This window comes from Paraburkholderia gardini, from assembly GCF_907164545.1.
GTDB lineage: Bacteria > Pseudomonadota > Gammaproteobacteria > Burkholderiales > Burkholderiaceae > Paraburkholderia > Paraburkholderia gardini.
Window position 1 is genome coordinate 73899 of the sequence record NZ_CAJQZB010000025.1, and the last position, 19793, is coordinate 93691.

22 protein-coding genes and 1 pseudogene are annotated in these 19793 nt (G+C 63.7%); 13 read left to right on the forward strand and 10 right to left on the reverse strand.

Annotated elements, in window-relative coordinates:
* Window positions 1-87 precede the first annotated feature (87 nt).
* The 8 genes from kdpC to LPA37_RS17985 all read right to left on the reverse strand — a co-directional run bounded on the left by kdpC (window position 88) and on the right by LPA37_RS17985 (window position 7314).
* Complete coding sequence (gene kdpC / locus LPA37_RS17950) at window positions 88-666, reverse strand: potassium-transporting ATPase subunit KdpC (protein WP_229013232.1); 579 nt, start codon at window positions 664-666, stop codon at window positions 88-90.
* Window positions 667-705: 39 nt separating this feature from the next.
* Window positions 706-2817, reverse strand: a complete 2112-nt coding sequence (gene kdpB / locus LPA37_RS17955; protein WP_229013233.1) for a potassium-transporting ATPase subunit KdpB — start codon at window positions 2815-2817, stop codon at window positions 706-708.
* A gap of 33 nt (window positions 2818-2850) precedes the next feature.
* Window positions 2851-4656, reverse strand: coding sequence for a potassium-transporting ATPase subunit KdpA (gene kdpA / locus LPA37_RS17960; protein WP_229013234.1), 1806 nt, complete (start codon window positions 4654-4656; stop codon window positions 2851-2853).
* On the reverse strand, window positions 4653-4745 hold the full coding sequence (kdpF, locus tag LPA37_RS17965) for a K(+)-transporting ATPase subunit F (RefSeq protein WP_228981944.1): 93 nt from the start codon (window positions 4743-4745) through the stop codon (window positions 4653-4655). The genes kdpA and kdpF overlap by 4 nt, the downstream gene beginning before the upstream one ends.
* The gene (locus LPA37_RS17970; protein ID WP_228981939.1) at window positions 4742-4855 is read right to left on the reverse strand and encodes a potassium ABC transporter ATPase; all 114 of its coding nucleotides are present in this window, start codon (window positions 4853-4855) and stop codon (window positions 4742-4744) included. Before LPA37_RS17970 ends, kdpF begins: the two co-directional genes overlap by 4 nt.
* Window positions 4856-5036: 181 nt before the next feature.
* Window positions 5037-6011 (reverse strand): quinone oxidoreductase family protein, encoded by a 975-nt coding sequence (locus LPA37_RS17975; protein WP_228981937.1) that lies wholly within the window; start codon window positions 6009-6011, stop codon window positions 5037-5039.
* A 53-nt stretch (window positions 6012-6064) separates the two neighbouring features.
* Window positions 6065-6454, reverse strand: a complete 390-nt coding sequence (locus LPA37_RS17980) for a methylglyoxal synthase (protein ID WP_228981935.1) — start codon at window positions 6452-6454, stop codon at window positions 6065-6067.
* Between the two features lie 80 nt (window positions 6455-6534).
* Window positions 6535-7314: an SDR family oxidoreductase gene (locus LPA37_RS17985; RefSeq protein ID WP_228981933.1), complete on the reverse strand. Its 780-nt coding sequence runs from the start codon at window positions 7312-7314 to the stop codon at window positions 6535-6537.
* Between the two features lie 294 nt (window positions 7315-7608).
* Here LPA37_RS17985 and upp point away from each other — a divergent pair, with 294 nt between their 5' ends.
* The gene (gene upp, locus LPA37_RS17990) at window positions 7609-8259 is read left to right on the forward strand and encodes a uracil phosphoribosyltransferase (RefSeq protein ID WP_228981931.1); all 651 of its coding nucleotides are present in this window, start codon (window positions 7609-7611) and stop codon (window positions 8257-8259) included.
* An 18-nt stretch (window positions 8260-8277) separates the two neighbouring features.
* Here upp and LPA37_RS17995 read toward each other — a convergent pair whose 3' ends face one another.
* A complete protein-coding gene (locus LPA37_RS17995) occupies window positions 8278-8700 on the reverse strand; it encodes a type II toxin-antitoxin system HicB family antitoxin (protein WP_228981929.1) in 423 nt (140 codons plus the stop codon).
* 534 nt (window positions 8701-9234) lie between these two features.
* Here LPA37_RS17995 and LPA37_RS18005 point away from each other — a divergent pair.
* From LPA37_RS18005 to LPA37_RS18055, 11 genes are all read left to right on the forward strand, one after another.
* The gene (locus LPA37_RS18005) at window positions 9235-9963 is read left to right on the forward strand and encodes a YebC/PmpR family DNA-binding transcriptional regulator (protein WP_228981922.1); all 729 of its coding nucleotides are present in this window, start codon (window positions 9235-9237) and stop codon (window positions 9961-9963) included.
* A 259-nt stretch (window positions 9964-10222) separates the two neighbouring features.
* Window positions 10223-11497: a phosphoribosylamine--glycine ligase gene (gene purD / locus LPA37_RS18010; protein WP_229013236.1), complete on the forward strand. Its 1275-nt coding sequence runs from the start codon at window positions 10223-10225 to the stop codon at window positions 11495-11497.
* Window positions 11498-11656: 159 nt separating this feature from the next.
* Window positions 11657-12580 (forward strand): oxygen-dependent coproporphyrinogen oxidase, encoded by a 924-nt coding sequence (gene hemF / locus LPA37_RS18015; RefSeq protein ID WP_228981920.1) that lies wholly within the window; start codon window positions 11657-11659, stop codon window positions 12578-12580.
* Between the two features lie 49 nt (window positions 12581-12629).
* Entirely contained in the window at window positions 12630-13343 is a 714-nt protein-coding gene (locus LPA37_RS18020) for a nicotinate-nucleotide adenylyltransferase (protein ID WP_228981918.1), read from the forward strand.
* 3 nt (window positions 13344-13346) lie between these two features.
* Window positions 13347-13799, forward strand: coding sequence for a ribosome silencing factor (rsfS, locus tag LPA37_RS18025; protein ID WP_229013237.1), 453 nt, complete (start codon window positions 13347-13349; stop codon window positions 13797-13799).
* Between the two features lie 19 nt (window positions 13800-13818).
* Complete coding sequence (gene rlmH / locus LPA37_RS18030) at window positions 13819-14289, forward strand: 23S rRNA (pseudouridine(1915)-N(3))-methyltransferase RlmH (protein WP_228981914.1); 471 nt, start codon at window positions 13819-13821, stop codon at window positions 14287-14289.
* 116 nt (window positions 14290-14405) lie between these two features.
* Window positions 14406-15035 (forward strand): Maf family protein, encoded by a 630-nt coding sequence (locus LPA37_RS18035; protein WP_228981911.1) that lies wholly within the window; start codon window positions 14406-14408, stop codon window positions 15033-15035.
* Window positions 15036-15044: 9 nt separating this feature from the next.
* Window positions 15045-16514 carry a ribonuclease G gene (rng, locus tag LPA37_RS18040; protein WP_228981907.1) on the forward strand — a complete coding sequence of 490 codons (1470 nt, stop codon included), beginning with the start codon at window positions 15045-15047 and terminating at the stop codon, window positions 16512-16514.
* A gap of 302 nt (window positions 16515-16816) precedes the next feature.
* Window positions 16817-17101, forward strand: a complete 285-nt coding sequence (locus LPA37_RS18045) for a hypothetical protein (protein WP_229013238.1) — start codon at window positions 16817-16819, stop codon at window positions 17099-17101.
* A 161-nt stretch (window positions 17102-17262) separates the two neighbouring features.
* Complete coding sequence (locus LPA37_RS18050) at window positions 17263-17433, forward strand: hypothetical protein (protein ID WP_229013239.1); 171 nt, start codon at window positions 17263-17265, stop codon at window positions 17431-17433.
* A 79-nt stretch (window positions 17434-17512) separates the two neighbouring features.
* A complete protein-coding gene (locus tag LPA37_RS18055) occupies window positions 17513-17827 on the forward strand; it encodes a hypothetical protein (RefSeq protein WP_229013240.1) in 315 nt (104 codons plus the stop codon).
* A gap of 41 nt (window positions 17828-17868) precedes the next feature.
* Here the strand turns inward: LPA37_RS18055 and LPA37_RS18060 are convergent.
* Window positions 17869-19248, reverse strand: a pseudogene (locus tag LPA37_RS18060) (IS4 family transposase).
* 186 nt (window positions 19249-19434) lie between these two features.
* Between LPA37_RS18060 and LPA37_RS18065 the strand changes: the two are divergent.
* Window positions 19435-19793 (forward strand): transposase (locus LPA37_RS18065; RefSeq protein WP_229013241.1); only part of this gene is annotated, 359 nt, incomplete at its 3' end.

Sequence of the window (19793 nt, forward strand, 5' to 3'; positions counted from 1 at the left end):
CTGCAATTTGATGCGCCCGTGCGAACGCAAAAGGCGGCGCGCGAGCGCCGCCCTGACGTGCACCTGCTGCATGTCACCCGTCAAAAACTATCCGCGATGCGCGGCGTCGAGCGCGAGATTCAACGCCAGCACGTTCACGCGCGATTCGCCGAGGATGCCGAACTGACGCCCGCTCGTATAACGGTCCACCAGTGCCTGCACATCGTTTGCGTTCATCCCGCGCGCCTTCGCGACGCGTGCGATCTGATACGCCGCCGCGGCCGGGCTGATCTCAGGATCGAGCCCGCTGGCCGACGACGTCACGAGATCGACCGGCACCGGCTGCGACATGTCAGTGCCGGCGGCCTTCAGCGCGTCGATGCGGCCTTTGACTTCATCGACGAGCGCCGGGTTGGTCGGGCCGATGTTCGAGCCTGATGAGCCTTGCGCGTTGTACGGCATCGGCGCCGTTGCCGACAGACGGCCCCAGAAATACCGCGGCGCGTCGAACTGCTGGCCGATCAGCGTCGAGCCGACCACCCTGCCGTTCACTTCGACGAGACTGCCGTTCGCCTGATCGTGGAAGGCAGCCTGCCCCACCGCGGTCATCACCGCGGGATACGCGAGACCCGTCACCGCGCTGAGCACGGCGAAGATCACGATGAGCGGACGAAATAGCGATTTCATGACGACTGTTTCCTTTTGAATGATCCGAAGCGGGCCTGATCACACCCAGCCGAACGCGGCCAGCACCATATCGATGAGCTTGATGCCGATGAACGGCACGATGATCCCGCCGAGGCCATACACCAGCAGATTGCGACGCAGCAGCACCGCGGCGCCGAGCGGCCGGTAGCGCACCCCCTTCAGCGCGAGCGGAATCAGCATCACGATGATCAGCGCGTTGAAAATCACCGCCGACATGATCGCGGACGCCGGTGTCGCGAGATGCATCACGTTCAGCGCGTTCAACGCCGGGTAGGTCGTGGCGAACGCGGCCGGAATGATCGCGAAGTACTTGGCGACGTCGTTGGCAATCGAGAACGTCGTGAGCGAGCCGCGCGTCATCAGCATCTGCTTGCCGATCTCGACGATCTCGATCAGCTTGGTCGGATTCGAATCGAGGTCGACCATGTTGCCGGCTTCCTTCGCCGCCTGCGTGCCGGTGTTCATCGCCACGGCGACGTCGGCCTGGGCGAGCGCCGGGGCGTCGTTCGTGCCGTCGCCGGTCATCGCGACGAGACGGCCCTCGGCCTGATGCGCGCGGATCGTCGAGAGCTTCGCTTCGGGCGTGGCTTCGGCGAGGAAATCGTCGACACCGGCTTCCGCTGCGATCGCCGCCGCGGTCAGCCGGTTGTCGCCCGTCACCATCACGGTCTTGATGCCCATCCTGCGCAGTTCGGCAAAGCGCTCCTTGATGCCGCCCTTCACGACGTCCTTCAGTTCGATCACACCGAGCACACGCGCCGCGCCGTCCAGTTGTTCCGCCACCACGAGCGGCGTGCTGCCGCGCCGCGCGACTTCGGCAACCGCATTGCTGATTTCCTGCGGATAGCGACCGCCGTGCGCTTCGACGTAATGCTTCACAGCATCGGCGGCGCCCTTGCGGATCTCCCGGGGGGACGCCCCGGAGGAAGGTCCCTGGGGGGACAGGTCGACGCCGCTCATCCGCGTGTGCGCGCTGAAGGCGAGGAACACCGGATGCAGCGTCGCCATATCGCGTTGACGGATGTTGAAGCGCTGCTTCGCGAGCACCACGATGCTGCGGCCTTCCGGCGTTTCGTCGGCGAGCGACGACAGTTGCGCCGCATCGGCCAGCGTTTCCTCGCTGACGCCTGGCGCCGGCACGAAAAGCGAAGCCTGACGGTTGCCGAGCGTGATCGTGCCGGTCTTGTCGAGCAGCAGCACGTCGACGTCGCCCGCGGCTTCCACCGCGCGGCCCGACGTGGCGATCACGTTCGCCTGCATCATGCGGCTCATGCCGGCCACGCCGATGGCGGACAGCAGGCCGCCGATCGTCGTCGGAATCAGGCACACGAGCAGCGCGACGAGCGCCGTGATCGTCACGACGTGGCCCGCTTTCGCCGCCTCGACGGCGAATATCGAGAACGGCAGAAGCGTCGCGGTAGCGAGCAGCATCACGATCGTCAGCGCGACGAGCAGGATCGTCAGCGCGATTTCGTTCGGCGTCTTCTGACGCTTCGCGCCTTCGACCATCGCGATCATGCGGTCGAGAAACGCCTCGCCCGGATTGGCCGTCACCTTCACGACGATCCAGTCCGACAGCACACGCGTGCCGCCCGTCACCGACGAAAAGTCGCCGCCCGACTCGCGGATCACCGGCGCGGATTCGCCGGTGATGGCCGATTCATCGACCGACGCGACGCCTTCGATTACTTCGCCGTCGGCCGGAATCACGTCACCGGTTTCGACGAGCACGACGTCGCCGCGGCGCAGGTCGGTAGCGGTCATGATGCGGATCGGCGACTTCGTATGCGGCTCGTTGAGCCTCTTCGCCATCACGTCTTTCTTCGCGCTGCGCAGCGACGCGGCCTGGGCCTTCGAACGGCCTTCGGCAAGCGCCTCCGCGAAGTTCGCGAACAGCACCGTGAACCATAGCCACAGCGTGACCGCGAGAATGAAACCCGCGGGCGCTTCGGCCTGGCCGGCCAGCGCGGCGACCCAGAGGATCGTCGTCAGGATGCTGCCGACGTACACACAGAACATCACCGGGTTGCGAAACTGCGTACGCGGCGTGAGTTTTCTGAAGGAGTCCGCGATCGCCGGGCGCACCAGCGCCGGGTCGAACATGGACCGGGTTGCAGAATGGTCAGTCATTTTCTTTTGTCCGAGTTCCAGTGAAATGCCACATCAATGGCCGACGATCATCATCAGATGTTCGACACCGGGCCCGAGTGCAAGGGCGGGCACGTACGTCAGCGCGCCGACCAGCAGCACCGTCCCCAGCAGCAGCACGACGAAGAGCGGGCCGTGCGTCGGTAGCGTGCCGCCCGTGACGGCGATGCGCTTTTTCGCGGCGAGCGAGCCCGCGATCGCCAGCACCGGCACGATCGAGCCGAAGCGGCCGAACCACATCGCGACACCAAGAAGCCAGTTGTAGAACGGCGTGCTCACGGTGAGGCCGGCGAAGGCGCTGCCGTTGTTGTTCGCAGCGGAACTGAACGCATAGAGGATTTCGGAGAAACCGTGCGCGCCGGGGTTCGCGATACCTGCCCTGCCCGCGTCGGCGAGCACGGCAATCGACGTGCCGACGAGCACCAGCAGCGGCGTCAGCAGCACGACGATCGACACCATCTTCATCTCGTACGCCTCGACTTTCTTGCCGACGTATTCCGGCGTGCGGCCGATCATCAGGCCCGCGACGAACACGGCGAGCAGCGCGAACACGAGCATCCCGTAAAGACCCGAGCCGACGCCGCCGAAGATCACTTCGCCGAGCTGGATCAGGAGCATCGGAATCAGCCCGCCGAGCGGTGTCAGCGAATCGTGCATGGTGTCGACCGCGCCGCACGACGCCGCGGTCGTCGCGACAGTGAAGATGCCCGACTGCGCGATGCCGAAGCGCGTCTCCTTGCCTTCCATGTTGCCGCCCGGCTGCAGCGCGTTCGCCGACTGGTCGACGTGCAATGCCGTGAGCGCCGGATTGCCGCTCTGCTCCGCGCCGGTTTCGCCCGCCACGCAGACGGCGAACGCAATCGTCATCACGGCGAGCACCGCGATGCCCTGCCTGCGGTCGGCGATCATCTGCCCGAACACGAGACACAGCGCGGCCGGAATGATCAGGATCGAGAAGATCTGCAGGAAGTTCGAGAACGGCGTCGGGTTTTCATACGGATGCGCCGAGTTGCCATTAAAGAAGCCGCCACCGTTCGTGCCGAGCATCTTGATCGCTTCCTGCGAAGCCACCGGACCCATTGCGATGGTCTGCGTCTTCACCGGCGTATCGACCGTGACCGCATTGCCCTTCGCGTCCTTCACCGGGTTGCCCTGCGCGTCGAGTTTCGGCGCGGCGTAGGTGGTGGTTTGCAGCGTCGGGACGTCCTGATACGCCTTGAAGTTCTGGATCACGCCCTGGCTCATCATCAGAACGGCGATCACCACCGACATCGGCACGAGCACATACATCGTCACGCGCGTGATATCGACCCAGAAGTTGCCGATGGTCTGCGCCGTATGGCGTGCGAAACCGCGAATCAGCGCGATCACGACGACGATGCCCGTTGCCGCCGACAGGAAGTTCTGCACCGTGAAGCCGAGCATCTGCGCAAGATAGCCGACCGTCTGTTCCGGCGAATAGTCCTGCCAGTTCGTGTTCGTGACGAAGCTGACGGCCGTGTTGAACGCGCCGTCGACGGTCATCGCGCCGAACTGTTGCGGATTGCCCGGCAACCAGCCCTGCACGCGCAGCAACAGATACAGGAAGGCGACGCCGAACGTGTTGAACGCGATCGTCGCGATCGCGTAGTGCTTCCAGCCCATTTCCTTCGACGGATCGACGCCCGCGACGCGATACAGCAGCCGTTCGAGCGGCGCGCCGAGGCGCACGGCGCGCGAGGTGCCGTCCATCACCTTCGTGATATGGCGCGCGACGGGCACCGCCGCCGCGAGCAGGACGATCAGGAAGAGCCCGCTTTGAAGGACATTGTTCGGGTTCATTCAATGTCCTCCGCGCGCAACAGCGCATAGACGAGATAGCCAAACAGCAACGCCGTTGCCGAGCCCGAGAGCCACAGGATCCAGGTCATGAGCGCGCTCCCTGGCCACGGCGCAACTGCATCAACTTTTCGCAGCCGGCGATCAATGCAAAGGTCAGCGCCGAAAACAGCACCAGGCCCCCGATGTACAGCACATCCATTTAGCGTTCTCCCTGTATGGACTTTGGATGCCTGCCAGGATATGCCGATGCGCGTAAAGGACGGGTCAAAGCTTCAGGCCGCTGTATAAAAAACGCGTAAACGACAAGGGCCGTGCCCGGTTTCCCGGGCACGGCCCTTGTCGTTGCGTTTCTCTTGCTGCGTTACGTCGCGCCGCTCACGTCAGGGCAGCAGCACCGTCGAGCCTGTCGTGCGACGGCCTTCCAGATCCGCGTGCGCGTTGCCCACGTCCGACAACGCGTAACGCTGGTTCACGCTCGTCTTCACCTTGCCTGTCGCGATGACGTCGAAGAGTTCGGCGGCCATCGCCTCGTAGTCGGCGCGTTTGCCCATATACGTGAAGAGCGTCGGCCGCGTGAAGAAGAGCGAACCGCGTCCGGCGAATTCGGACGAGTCGATCGGCGGCAGCGGACCCGACGCGTTGCCGAAGCTCACGAACATGCCAAGCGGCGCGAGACAGTCGAGCGACGCGGTAAACGTGTCCTTGCCGATCGAATCGTAAACAACCGGGACACCCGCGCCATTCGTGATTTCGCGCACCCGCTTCGTGAAGTTCTCGCGCGTGTAGACGATCGCGTGATCGCAACCGTGGGCCTTCGCGATTTCGGCTTTCTCGTCCGAACCGACCGTGCCGATCACCGTCGCGCCGAGTGCTTTCGCCCACTGGCACGCGAGCAGGCCGACACCGCCCGCCGCCGCCTGGATCAGGATCGTGTCGCCGGCTTTCACCGGGTACGTGCGCCGCAGCAGATATTGCGCGGTGAGTCCCTGCAGCATCACCGATGCGGCGTCTTCATAGCTGATCGCGTCAGGCAGCTTCACGACCTGCGCGGCCGGCAGCACGCGCTCCTGCGCGTACGCGCCCGGCGGGCGTGCCACATAGGCGACGCGCTCGCCCACCTTCACGCCCGTTACGCCCGCGCCGACTTCCGTCACTTCGCCGGCGGCTTCCATGCCGAGCCCGCCCGGCAGCGGCAGCGGATACAGGCCGGTGCGAAAATACACATCGATGTAGTTGAGGCCGACCGCATGCTGACGGATGCGGATTTCGCCGTCACCCGGCTTGCCCACGTCGACGTCGACCCATTTCATTACTTCCGGGCCGCCTGTCCTGTCGAATCGGATCGCTTTCGTCATGGTGTCTCCTGATGTTGCGACTGGCTGGAAAGATCAGTGTGTCAGAGCCCGCGTCAGACCTTCTGCGTGAGACGCAGCGTCAGCACGTCGAGAATCATCCGCGCGGTCGAAATGTTCGTCGCGCACGGAATGTTGTGCACGTCGCAGGCACGAACGAGCGCGTTGATGTCCGGTTCGTGCGGCTGCGGCGTCATCGGATCGCGCAGGAAGATCACCATGTCGACGCGGCCTTCCGCGAGCTGCGCGCCGATCTGCAGGTCGCCGCCGTGCGGCCCCGACAGCATCCGCTCGACCGTCAGCCCGTGCGCCGCGGCGATCCGCGAACCGGTCGTGCCCGTCGCGAGGAGTTCGCAGCGCGCGAGCGTGTCGACGTATTCGCCGGAGAGCTGGACGATGTCGTCCTTCTTGTGATCGTGCGCGATGAGCGCGACGCGGGTGGTCATGAAGCCATACTCCTGAGTGTGCTGTTATGGTTGGGTAATACGATCAAGCGGCGATCAAACGTGACCCGCGACGACGGATATCAGAACGTGCCTGGATACGATCCTCCGTCGATCAGCCAGTTCTGGCCGGTAATGTAACCCGCATGCGTGCTGCACAGGAACGCGCAGGCGCGGCCGAACTCGTCGGGCGTGCCGAAACGGCCTGCCGGAATCGACGCCATCCGGCGCTTGCGCGACTCCTCGATCGAGATGTCCTGCGCTTTCGCCTGCGCCGCCATCGTGGCGGCGATGCGGTCGGTGTCGAACATGCCCGGCAGCAGGTTATTGATCGTCACGCCCTGCGGCGCGACCTTGCGCGCGAGACCCGCGACGAAACCCGTCAGCCCCGAGCGCGCGCCATTCGAAAGACCGAGCACGTCGATCGGTGCCTTGACCGCCGAACTCGTGATGTTGACGATGCGGCCGAACCCGCGGCCGATCATGCCGTCGATCGTCGCGCGCATCAGTTCGATCGGCGTCAGCATGTTGGCTTCGAGCGCGCGGATCCAGTCGTCGTGTGTGAACTGGCGAAAGTCGCCCGGCGGCGGGCCGCCCGCGTTGTTGATGAGAATGTCCGGCTGCGGACACGCGGCAAGCGCGGCCGCGCGCCCTTCGGGCGTGGTGATGTCGCAGGCGACGGTTTTCACGTCGACGCCGCTCGCCGCGCGGATCGCGGCGGCGGTGGCCTCGAGCGTCTGCGCCGTGCGCGCGACGATGACGACGTTCACACCTTCGGCGGCGAGCGCTTCGGCGCAACCCCGTCCGAGGCCCTTGCTTGCCGCGCACACCAGCGCGGTCCGTCCTGCGATGCCCAGATCCATTTCCGTATCCTTTCTGTCAGTGTGTCAGTGTCGAGGCTTCAGTATCGAAAGCTCAATAACGGCCGGGCCGGCCTGCCTTGCGGCCCCGTGGCGACCATGCGGCGACCTTGCGGCGGCGCTGATGCCCCGATTCTAGAAGAATCGACGGCGTGCTGCCGGTGCCTGCCTTGCAATCTCCGGTATCTTCCTGCGGCACTTTCGGTAAACTTGCAGCCGTGGCGCGCGCTGCCGGCCGGTTTCCGGCGCAAGGCGACGCGCCAGCCGATCCCTCTTGCCGCCGCCCGCGCATACGCCATGACACAGGACAGCCGTTTCCCCAATCTTTTCATCCTCGATCACCCGCTGATCCAGCACAAGCTGTCGCACATGCGCGACCGGGACACGTCCACGCGCACGTTCCGCGAACTGCTGCGCGAAATCACGCTGCTGATGGGCTACGAAATCACCCGCAACCTGCCGATGACCACCCGTCCGGTCTCGACGCCGCTCGTCGACATCGACGCACCGGTGATCGCGGGCAAGAAGCTCGCGATCGTGCCGGTGCTGCGCGCGGGCATCGGGATGTCGGACGGCCTGCTGGAGCTGATTCCGTCGGCGCGTGTCGGCCACATCGGCGTGTATCGCGCCGACGATCACCGGCCGGTGGAATACCTCGTGCGCCTGCCCGACCTGGAAGACCGGATCTTCATCCTGTGCGATCCGATGGTCGCGACCGGCTATTCGGCGGCGCACGCCGTCGACGTGCTCAAGCGCCGCGACGTGCCGGGCGAAAACATCATGTTCCTCGCGCTGGTGGCCGCGCCCGAAGGCGTCCAGGTGTTCCAGGACGCGCATCCGGACGTGAAGCTGTACGTCGCTTCGCTCGATTCGCACCTGAACGAGCACGCGTATATCGTGCCCGGTCTGGGCGACGCCGGCGACCGTCTGTTCGGCACCAAGAACTGACGGGGCGGAGTGGCGGCGTCAGGCCGGCACTACGGAAAGCTCGAGGCGCTTGCCCAGCGCCGCGAATGCCGACGCGATCGTATCGATCTTCGTCACGTGACCGATATCGATGACACGCTGGATTTCCTGCGGCCGGGTATGAAGGCGTCTCGCCAGTTCGGCCGGTGAAACCTTTTGCATGAGCATTTCGTTCAGCAACAGGACCTTCGCGGCCAGACTTGCCGGCAGCTCGATCAGCGCTTCTCCGCGCCGGGGTTTTGAAGGCGCAGGCACCGGGCGCTTGTCCTCGAAATAAAAATCCATCGCCGTGGCCAGCGCGTCGACGGCCATTTCCCGCGCTTCGTCGAGCGTCGCGCCCGACGTTAGCGCTTCCGGAATATCGCGGAACGAAACGGTGAAGCCGGCCTCGTCCCTTTCGATGTGGGCGGGATAACGAAACATGTAACTCTCCGTGTGTCATGTTCCCGGGCAGTCAGCACGGGTCATCAGCAAGCCCCTTGCGGGGCCTGGCCTTATTTACAGTTCAACTGCTTCAGAATGGCCTTTCGAAGCGGCTCAGAAATCTCATGAGCGGGATGCCGTGGCATCGTGGTCTGCCGACTGTTCAGATATACCTTCAAATGCTTTGTACCCTGTTCGAAAGTTGCCCCACGGTCAGCGAGCCAGCGTTTGAACTCGCTTTGTTTCACCTTCCCCCCTGTGTCCGTGAACACCGTGACAAATATAAGCAAAAATGTTTATATTTGCAATCACTGCTTCCGCCTGCATCAAACCCGCCGCATTTCCCCGCCCTGACCCCCTGCCGCTCCACGCCGGCATGATAAAATTCGAATCCGCTCATCACGCGGCGCAAACCGGCCTCCACGCTGCGAGGCGCGCCTGACGCGTCTGTACGCGCGTGTGATCAGGCAACGAAAACGCATCGACAATCGGATTAATGCGTGCACCTCACTGGCGCATGCGACGGAGAAAGCAATGGCGGGTCATTCGAAATGGGCCAACATCAAGCATAAGAAAGCGGCGACCGATGCCAAACGCGGCAAAGTCTGGACGCGGCTGATCAAGGAAATTCAGGTCGCGGCCCGCATGGGCGGGGGCGACGCCGACACGAACCCGCGTCTGCGGCTCGCCGTCGACAAGGCGTACGACGCCAACATGCCGAAGGACAACATCAACCGCGCGATCCAGCGCGGCGTGGGCGGCGTTGACGGCGCGACCTACGAGGAAATCCGCTACGAAGGCTACGGCATCGGCGGCGCGGCGATCATCGTCGACACGATGACCGACAACCGCACGCGTACGGTCGCGGAAGTGCGCCACGCGTTCTCGAAGTTCGGCGGCAACATGGGCACGGACGGCTCGGTGTCGTTCATGTTCGATCACGTCGGCCAGTTCCTGTTCGCGCCCGGCACGCCGGAAGACACGCTGATGGAAGCCGCGCTCGAAGCCGGCGCGGACGACGTCGTCACGAACGACGACGGCAGCATCGAAGTGGTCTGCCCGGCGAACGATTTCCCGAAGGTGAAGGCTGCGCTCGAAGCTGCCGGCTTCAAGGCAGAAGTAGCGGAAGTCACGATGAAGCCGCAAACGGAAGTCGAATTCACCGGCGACGACGCAGCAAAAATGCAGAAACTGCTCGACGCCCTGGAAAACCTGGACGACGTGCAGGAAGTCTATACAAACGCAGCCATCGCCGACGAATAACCGGTGCGCGGCACGGCCGGGTGCCTTCTGCGCGGCCACCACCGGTTGTGCGCCCTGTGCGCCGCGGCGGGCGAGACGGCGGCGGCGATGCGATGCGCCACGCGCGTCGCACAGGTCGTGCGGCGACGGCCGGCAGCGCGGTGGTCGCGCCTCGTGGGGTCGATCGGCGAAGTTGCAGCGCAGGGTGCAGTTGTTGCGGCAAACCACGGCTGATGCGTGCGTATCAGCCGTCATTGTTTTTTAGTCTTCGGGGAATCACATGAAGTTACTCGTCGTCGGGTCCGGCGGTCGCGAACACGCGCTCGCATGGAAGCTCGCGCAGTCGCCGCGCGTTCAGCTTGTCTACGTGGCTCCAGGCAACGGCGGCACCGCGCAGGACGAGCGTCTGCGCAACGTCGATATCACCGACCTGAACGAGCTTGCTGATTTCGTCGAGAAAGAACAGATCGCCTTCACGCTGGTCGGGCCGGAAACGCCGCTCGCCGCCGGCATCGTCAATCTGTTCCGCTCGCGTGGTCTGAAGATTTTCGGGCCGTCGAGGGAAGCGGCACAACTCGAAAGCTCGAAAGATTTCGCGAAGGCCTTCATGAAGCGCCACGCGATCCCGACCGCCGAATACGAAACGTTCGCCGATGTCGCCGCCGCGCACGCGTATCTGGATTCGAAGGGCGCGCCGATCGTCATCAAGGCCGATGGCCTCGCCGCCGGCAAGGGCGTCGTGGTCGCGACCACGCTTGAGGAAGCGCATACCGCCGTCGACATGATGCTGTCCGACAACAAGCTGGGCGACGCCGGCGCGCGCGTCGTGATCGAGGAATTCCTGGAAGGCGAGGAAGCGAGCTTCATCGTGATGGTCGACGGCAAGCACGTGCTGCCGCTGGCGTCGAGCCAGGATCACAAGCGTCTGCTGGACGACGATCAGGGTCCGAACACGGGCGGCATGGGCGCCTATTCGCCGGCACCGATCGTCACGCCGCAACTGCATGCGCGCGTCATGCGCGAGATCATCCTGCCCACCGTGCGCGGCATGGAAAAAGAAGGTATCCGGTTCACCGGTTTCCTGTACGCCGGCCTGATGATCGACGCGCAGGGCAACCCGAAGACGCTCGAATTCAATTGCCGCATGGGCGACCCGGAAACGCAGCCGATCATGGCGCGCCTGAAGGGCGATTTCTCGAAGGTCGTCGAGCAGGCGATCGCGGGCACGCTCGATACGGTCGAACTGGAATGGGATCGCCGCACGGCGCTGGGCGTCGTGCTGGCCGCGCACAACTATCCCGATACGCCGCGCAAGGGCGACCGCATCAGCGACATCCCCGCTGAATCCGCCGATTCCGTGACGTTCCACGCCGGCACGACGCTGAAAGACGGCAAGCTGACGACGTCGGGCGGACGCGTGCTGTGCGTGGTCGGTCTGGCGGATTCGGTACGCAGCGCGCAATCGGTGGCCTACGAAACGATCAACCAGATCTCGTTCGACGGCATGCAGTATCGTCGCGACATCGGTTATCGCGCAGTCAACCGCAAGCACTGAAGCCGCACCGCAGCATGGCGCGCTTCGCGGGGAACGCTACACTTCGGGATGTCCCGCGGCGTGGCGGCGTGACCGGAAGCGCGCGGGCGCCCCTGCCCGTCCCATCACCGCCCACTCATGAACCCGCGGCCTGACGTTTCTGGCCGCCGACCAGCACCCATGACCGATTCAACCTGTGACGTACAGGCCGTCCGCGTGTGGCTCGAAAGCCTGCAGACGCACATCGCCGACACGCTCGGCGCCTTCGACGGCAAGCCCTTTGCGACCGACGCATGGCAGCGCGCGCCCGGCGAAAAGCTGCGCGGCGGCGGCGTCACGCGCATTCTCGAAGGCGGCAACTTCTTCGAGCGCGCGGGCATCGGCTTTTCGGACGTCGCCGGCGATGCGCTGCCCGGCTCGGCCAGCGCGGCGCGGCCGCAGCTTGCCGGACGTGGTTTTGAAGCGATGGGCGTGTCGCTCGTGCTGCATCCGCACAATCCGTATTGCCCGACAGTCCACATGAATGTGCGTATGCTGATCGCGACGAAGGCGGGCGAGGCGCCCGTGTTCTGGTTCGGCGGCGGCATGGATCTGACGCCCTGCTATGGTTACGAGGAAGACGCGCGGCACTTTCATACGGCCTGCCGCGATTCGCTCCAGCCTTACGGCGCGGACCTGTACCCGCGCTTCAAGCAATGGTGCGACGAGTATTTCTTCCTCAAGCATCGCAACGAGCCGCGCGGCATTGGCGGGATTTTCTTCGACGATTTCGCCGAACTGGGCTTCGAGCGTTCGTTCGAGATGGTGAAAAGCGTCGGCGATGCGTTGCTGAACGCGTATCTGCCGATCGTCGAAAAACGCCGCGCAGAGCCGTATGGCCAGGCCGAGCGCGATTTCCAGGCGTATCGGCGTGGCCGTTATGTCGAGTTCAACCTGGTCTTCGACCGTGGCACACTGTTTGGGCTGCAAAGCGGCGGACGCACGGAATCCATCCTGATGTCGATGCCGCCCGTGGTGAACTGGCGCTATAACTGGCAGCCCGAGCCCGGCACGCCGGAAGCGCGCCTGTATTCCGATTTTCTCGTGCCGCGCGAGTGGGTTTGAGGCGGGCCTGCGCCCGCCATCCGGCCTGAACACATCGTCACGAAAGGACTTGCACCTGAATCCGAACGCTCATCCTGTCGCGCTGCCTCGCCGGATCGGTCTGCTCGGCGGCACGTTCGATCCTATCCACGACGGCCACCTCGCGCTCGCGCGGCGTTTCGCCGACGTGCTGCGTCTGACGGAACTCGTGCTCCTGCCCGCCGGCCAGCCGTGGCAGAAAGCGGGCGTGTCGGCGGCGAAACACCGGCTGGCGATGACGCGTGCGGCGGCTCGCTCGCTCGTGCTGCCGGGCGTGAAGACAAGCGTCGCGACCGACGAGGTCGAGCACGCAGGCCCGACTTACACCGTCCGCACGCTGCAACGCTGGCGCGAGCGGGAAGGCGCGAACGTATCGCTGTCACTGCTGGTCGGCGCCGACCAGCTCGTGCACCTCGACACGTGGCATGACTGGAAACGGCTCTTCGACTACGCGCATATCTGCGCGGCGACGCGGCCCGGTTTTGAATTGACGACGATCCCGCCAGTGGTGGCCGACGAGATCGCCGCGCGCAAGGCCAGCGCGGAAGTTTTGCAGGGCACCCCCTGCGGCCATCTGCTGATCGATACGACGCTTGCGTTCGACGTTTCGGCCACCGACATCCGCTCGCACCTGCGCGAGCGGCTCCAGCACCACGCGGGCGGCAACACCCAGGACATCGCCGTGAGCCATGTACCTGAAGCCGTGTGGGACTATATTCTTCAACATCATCTGTACCATCGGTAAACAATGGATATTCGCAAACTGCAACGCGTGATCGTCGACGCCCTCGAAGACGTGAAAGCGCAAAACATCAAGGTGTTCAACACCAGCCATCTGACCTCGCTGTTCGACCGCGTGATCGTCGCGAGCGGCACATCGAACCGGCAGACCAAATCGCTCGCCTCCAGCGTGCGTGAGAAGGTCAAGGAAAATGGCGGCGACGTGATCAGCACCGAAGGCGAGGATATCGGCGAATGGGTGCTGGTCGATTGCGGCGACGCGGTCGTGCACATCCTGCAACCGGCGCTGCGCCAGTACTACAACCTCGAGGAAATCTGGGGCGACAAGCCGGTGCGCATCAAGCTGTCGACGCCGAATCCGTTCGGCGGCGCGAGCGCAAGCGAACCGCTCGACGACGAGGAAGAAGACGAAGCGCCGGCGGCAAAGCCCGCACGCACGGCCCCGGCACGTCGTCGCTGAGCGCTGGCAGGAGCCTGCGGTGAAGCTGCATATCCTGGCCGTCGGCCACAAGATGCCCGACTGGATCGCGACCGGCTTCGACGAGTACACGAAGCGCATGCCACCCGAGCTGCGCATCGAGTTACGCGAGATCAAGCCGGAGCAGCGCTCGTCCGGCCGTCCGGCCGGGAGCGTGATGGCCGCCGAGCGCGTGAAAATCGAAGCCGCGTTGCCGAAGAACGCGCGCATCGTCGCACTCGACGAACGCGGCCGCGACTGGACCACGATGCAACTGGCGGAGGCCCTGCCCGGCTGGCAGCAGGATGGGCGCGACGTCGCGTTTCTGATCGGCGGCGCGGACGGGCTCGATCCGGAACTGAAGGCGCGCGCCGACATGATGCTGCGCGTCTCGAGCCTCACGCTGCCGCATGCGATGGTTCGCGTGCTGCTCGCCGAACAGCTTTACCGCGCGTGGACCATCACGCAGAATCACCCCTATCACCGCGCGTGAGCGCCGGGCGACCGACAAGCCGACGATCCCGATTTCGATCCCACAATGTGACGATCCCGCTTCGCTCCGGTCGCGCGGTATGCGCCACAAGCGATTCGCTTTCACGAGATCCGTTCATGACTTCGTCGTCCGCTGCGTCTTATCCCTTCGTCTATCTCGCCTCGCAAAGTCCGCGCCGTCAGGAGCTGCTTCAGCAACTTGGCGTGCATTTCGAACTGTTGCTGCCTCGCCCCGATGAAGACGCCGAAGCGCTCGAAGCCGAACTGCCCGGCGAGCGCGCGCATCATTACGTGATGCGTGTGTGTGTCGCGAAAGCCGGAGCGGCACGCGCGCGGCTTGCCGCGAGCGGTCATGCGAACGCGCCGATTCTGGTTGCGGACACAACCGTCACCATCGACGACGCGATTCTCGGCAAACCCGCCGGCGCCGACGATGCCGTTGCGATGCTCACACGTCTTGCCGGACGCGATCACGAAGTGCTGACGGCCGTCGCCGTGGTGGCCGCGGACGGCACGCTGCTGCCCGCCGTGCTGTCGACTTCACGCGTGCGCTTCACGGCCGTCGAAGCCGCTGCGCTGCGGCGCTACGTCGCCACCGGCGAGCCGCTCGGCAAGGCTGGCGCTTACGGCGTGCAGGGCCGCGCGGCGGAGTTTATCGAGCATATCGACGGGTCCTATTCAGGTATCATGGGTTTGCCGCTTTTTGAAACCGCTGCCCTCCTGCGCGCAGCGCGCATCGACTTCTAGAACAAGACCATGAATGAAGAAATCCTGATTAACGTCACGCCCCAGGAAACGCGCGTCGCGCTCGTCCAGCAGGGCGCTGTGCAGGAGCTTCATGTCGAGCGCACGCTCTCGCGTGGCCGCGTCGGCAACGTGTATCTCGGCAAGGTCGTCCGCGTGCTGCCGGGCATGCAGTCCGCCTTCATCGATATCGGGCTCGAACGTGCGGCGTTTCTTCACGTGGCCGACATCTGGCATCCGCGCATTGCGGGCGAACCGCAGCATCAGGCGCCGCATCAACCGATCGAGAAGATCGTGTTCGAAGGCCAGTCGCTGATGGTGCAGGTCGTGAAGGATCCGATCGGCACGAAGGGCGCGCGGCTTTCGACGCAGGTCAGCATCGCGGGCCGCACGCTCGTCTATCTGCCGCAGGAACCGCATATCGGCATCTCGCAGAAAATCGAAAGCGAAGCCGAGCGCGAAGCGATCCGCGCGCGGCTCACCGCCGTGCTGCCCGTCGACGAGAAAGGCGGCTACATCGTGCGCACCATCGCCGAAGATTCGACCAGCGAAGAACTCGCCGCCGACGTCGCGTACCTGCGCAAGACATGGACGACGATCGTCTCGCAAGGTCAGCGCATGCCGTCCACGAGCCTGCTGTATCAGGACCTGAATCTCGCGCAACGGGTGCTGCGCGACTTCGTCAACGATGAGACATCGCGCATCCAGGTCGATTCACGCGAAACGTTCCAGATGCTTGCCGAGTTCGCGGCCGAATTCACGCCGGCGGTATCGCCGAAGCTGCATCACTACACCGGCGAGCGGCCGCTCTTCGATCTGTACAACATCGAGACGGAAATCCAGCGTGCGCTGTCACGGCGCGTCGATCTGAAATCGGGCGGCTATCTGGTGATCGACCAGACCGAAGCGATGACGACCATCGACGTGAACACCGGTGGCTACGTCGGTGCGCGCAATTTCGACGATACGATCTTCAAGACGAACCTCGAAGCGGCGCACACGATCGCGCGGCAACTGCGTCTGCGCAACCTGGGTGGCGTGATCATCATCGACTTCATCGACATGGAAAACCTCGAGCATCGTGACCAGGTGCTCGGCGAACTGAAGAAGGCGCTCTCGCGCGATCGCACACGGGTGACCGTGAACGGTTTCTCGCAGCTCGGCCTCGTGGAAATGACGCGCAAGCGCACGCGCGAATCGCTCGCGCATGTGCTGTGCGAGCCGTGCCCGGTGTGTCTCGGCAAGGGCCAGGTCAAGACGCCGCGCACAGTCTGCTATGACGTACTGCGCGAGATTCTGCGCGAATCGCGTCAGTTCAATCCGCGCGAGTTTCGCGTCGTCGCTTCGCAGCAGGTGATCGATCTCTTTCTCGAAGAAGAATCGCAACATCTGGCGATGCTGATCGACTTTATCGGCAAGCCGGTGTCGTTGCAGGTGGAGTCGAATCTGAGTCAGGAACAGTACGATATCGTTCTGATGTAATCGCCTCCGAAGGGGCCGCGTGTTTTCATGCGCAGTCCCTTTGACTGGTTGCTGTTCACTCGCGGCTTGCCAGTCTGGCCACGATCGTGCCAATTGGGCAAAGCAGATTGCCCTGCATCGCCTGCAAGTCTCCCTCCGTTTGCCATCGTGCCGCATGCCTCGTGCATCGGCGCCCGGGTGATCCCGTACTGTTTTTTATTGAGATAGTTGGCAGAATGCGAAATCCGTTCTACAGTAATCTTCAGACATAAAAGAAAACCAGGTCACTGACCGGCATAAATGAAGCATCACGGGGGCAACACATGATGACCTTGATCGATCAGGACATCGCGCATATCACACGCGTGATGCGGCCATCGTTGCATGGAGACCTCGGCGGACCGATTCTGCCGCCTGCCTACTGGCGACAGCGCCTCTATCGGCTGCTCGACGCCGAACATCTTTCCAGAACCCAGCTCTGCTCGATCGACAGCCTGCTGCTGCAGCTGGAAGAGTTCGTCCGCTCCGGCGTTCCCCAATGCGCGGATGCAGCGATGGACCTGTCCAGGCACCACGAGACTCCGGGCGAACTCGTCAGTCAAAGCTAGCAAGGCTGGCGTCTCGAAGACAACCCGACCCTGTTGACGCAACCGGGCGTGATCAAGCCGTAATTCATCGCGCGGCGAGGACCGGTGTAGCCTGGGCGTCGTCCGTTTCCCTGCGGATCACCTAGAATTCCAGTATGAGGGTGTTCTGGACGGAGGCTGCCATGGCCGAATCGATGGTCAGCATCATAGTCGGACTGGTGGCGGTTATCGTCGCCGTATTGCTGGGTGCGTCGCGCTACCGGCGCGAACATCGGGGGCTTCACGACGTGCGTCACGCGCCCGCCCGGCTCGACGCGCACAGGCTGTGGGATCGCATGCGCCACCGGCATTGACGCGGCGGCGCGGGCCGGATCAGAGCAGCAAGGCTCGCGTCGCATCACGTCGCGAACGGCGGCCCAAATGGAGACGAATATGTCCGACGAACACGCACCCTGGCAGGTCGTCGAGTACGAGGGCTTCGAGATTCACGCGGCGCCATTTGCGAAAGACCCGCACGAAAGCGAGCCGCACCGGCCGCCTGGACCGTATACGTACGTTGGCTACGTGTGCCATCCGGGCGCCGATCCGGTTATTCCAGGACACGCGGTGCCCTTTCACGCGGATGGGGAAGAAACGTTCGCGACCAGTCAGGACGCGCTATCCGAGGCGATTCACGTGGGACGCAGTATCGTCGACGGTACGCATCCGGATCTGTCGGTGTTGCCGCTGGTGACGGGTGGGGTGTGAAGCGGGTCCGGTGAAACCGCTCTAGAGGGAATGGCACTTACTTAAGCCCGTGGCGCGTGCCCATATTTTCGGATGCGCTCGCGTGCGATGTGACGAGGCTCTTTCAGCCATGGGTAAGACTTCGGTCTTCGTTTGCGCATTCGTGGTTCGATGCGACCGGAGCGATTCCCAACGCAAGACTGCGCGATCAGGTTGAACAGGAGACTCTGGTCGTGGGTTGCGGTCAGACCTCGGGCCAGCCATTCAGTCCATAGCTGCACGGTGTGTTTGAAACTCAGTGTTCGCGGATCGGTGGCATAGTGGCTCGCGGCCTGAGCCATCAGCAACCGAATCACGTTATAGGCCAGCAGATGGACCCAGATCTCCTTCTCGTTCATGTGGGCAGTCTGGCAATGCAGTACGTCCATACCCATCGTCGTCTTGATGTTACGTAGATCCAGTTCCACGTTCCAACGCCTGGCGTACAACTGCGAGAGGTCCTGTTTGTTGGTCTTGCGTGCATCAAGCATCGTGGTGACCAGCACCCGGTGATGCAGCCTGGACTCGCGCACCATTAGTTCATCGGGGAAGGCCTGGTACTGCTCACGCGTCATCCAGTCGGGACGCTGCCGGGGTTTGGGCCACGTCACAATGTGATCGCGCATGCCCACCAACGACTTGCCTCGCCGAAAGTCGGTGCGGCGCGCCCCGTGCTGTTCCATCACGACATCCACCCCGGCGGCGATCATTGAGGCCATCAGAAAATAGTGGCAGTACAAGGCATCGGCGACGATCACGTCACCTCGACGAAATGTGTCTTGCAGCATGCGAAACGCCGTCAGCTCCCCGCTGCCTTTGCCCGCGTAAGTGCCCAGCGCCGCCTCCAGCACTGCGCCGCTTGCCAGACAGATCACCGCAACCAGATAGGCCAATGGAAATCCCACCCCTTCGGCCTGAGAACTGGCCTGCGGGAAGCGTGCCTGGTTCGACGGCGTATCGGGCATCGAGATCCCTGTACCGTCAACCAGCTTGACCGGGCGCCCGCGCCACTTCCAGGCCGCTCTGGCCTGCTCGTGCAGTTGACGTCCTGTCTCGCGCGTCAACTCCCGCACCATCGTCAGCGGCAGTCTCTGGCGAGCGCGGCATTAGCCTCCCGTACGCACACTCATGGGTCGCAGCCCGTCGGCAGCTCGCTGCGCGGCCCACCCGTTGACCGCCTTCTGACAGGAGGCGTCCTCTTCCAGCGCCTAGCGCATGAACATCGACAGTGTCACCGTCGGCGGATACAGCCGTTCCCGATGTTCTGGCAAATGCGCTTCCGTTATGTCCAGCAGCCCAGGGCTCGTCAGTATGTTGAAGTAGTCAACCGCCTGGGCCCTGCGTGCCCGGCTTTGAACGCCGCCTCGTGTTTGCCTCTGATGACTTCGTGCATTACGATCCATGGGGGCCGGTCCTTGGAATGAGACGGGTGTTTGCCTGGCAACAACCATCCTATCAATCCCTGGATCAGCCTCCTCCGTTTCTCTTCAAGTACTTACCCGCGTCTTCTCCTCCATGCTGGCTTAAGTAAGTGCCATTCGCGCTAGAGGGTGTTAGGCACTTTCAGTCGGACCTGGTATCCTGGTGTGATGACACCACGCAAGCCATACCCGACGGACGTGACGGACGAAGAATGGAGCTTCGCCGTTGCGTACCTGACCTTGATGAACGAAGACGCACCGCAACGCCGATATGAACTTCGCGAAATGTTCAACGCGCTGCGCTGGATGGCGCGAGCCGGTGCCTCGTGGCGTATGCTGCCGACCAACTTTCCGCCGTGGGAACTGGTCTATCAGCAAACACAACGGTGGCTGAACGCGGGTTGTTTCGAGGCGATGGTCAACGACTTGCGTTCGGTGCTGTGTGTGGCTCAAGAGCGTCAGGGGCAACCGAGCGCGGTTATCCTGGATGGACGCACGTTGCAGTCCACGTGCGAAAGCGGCCCGCG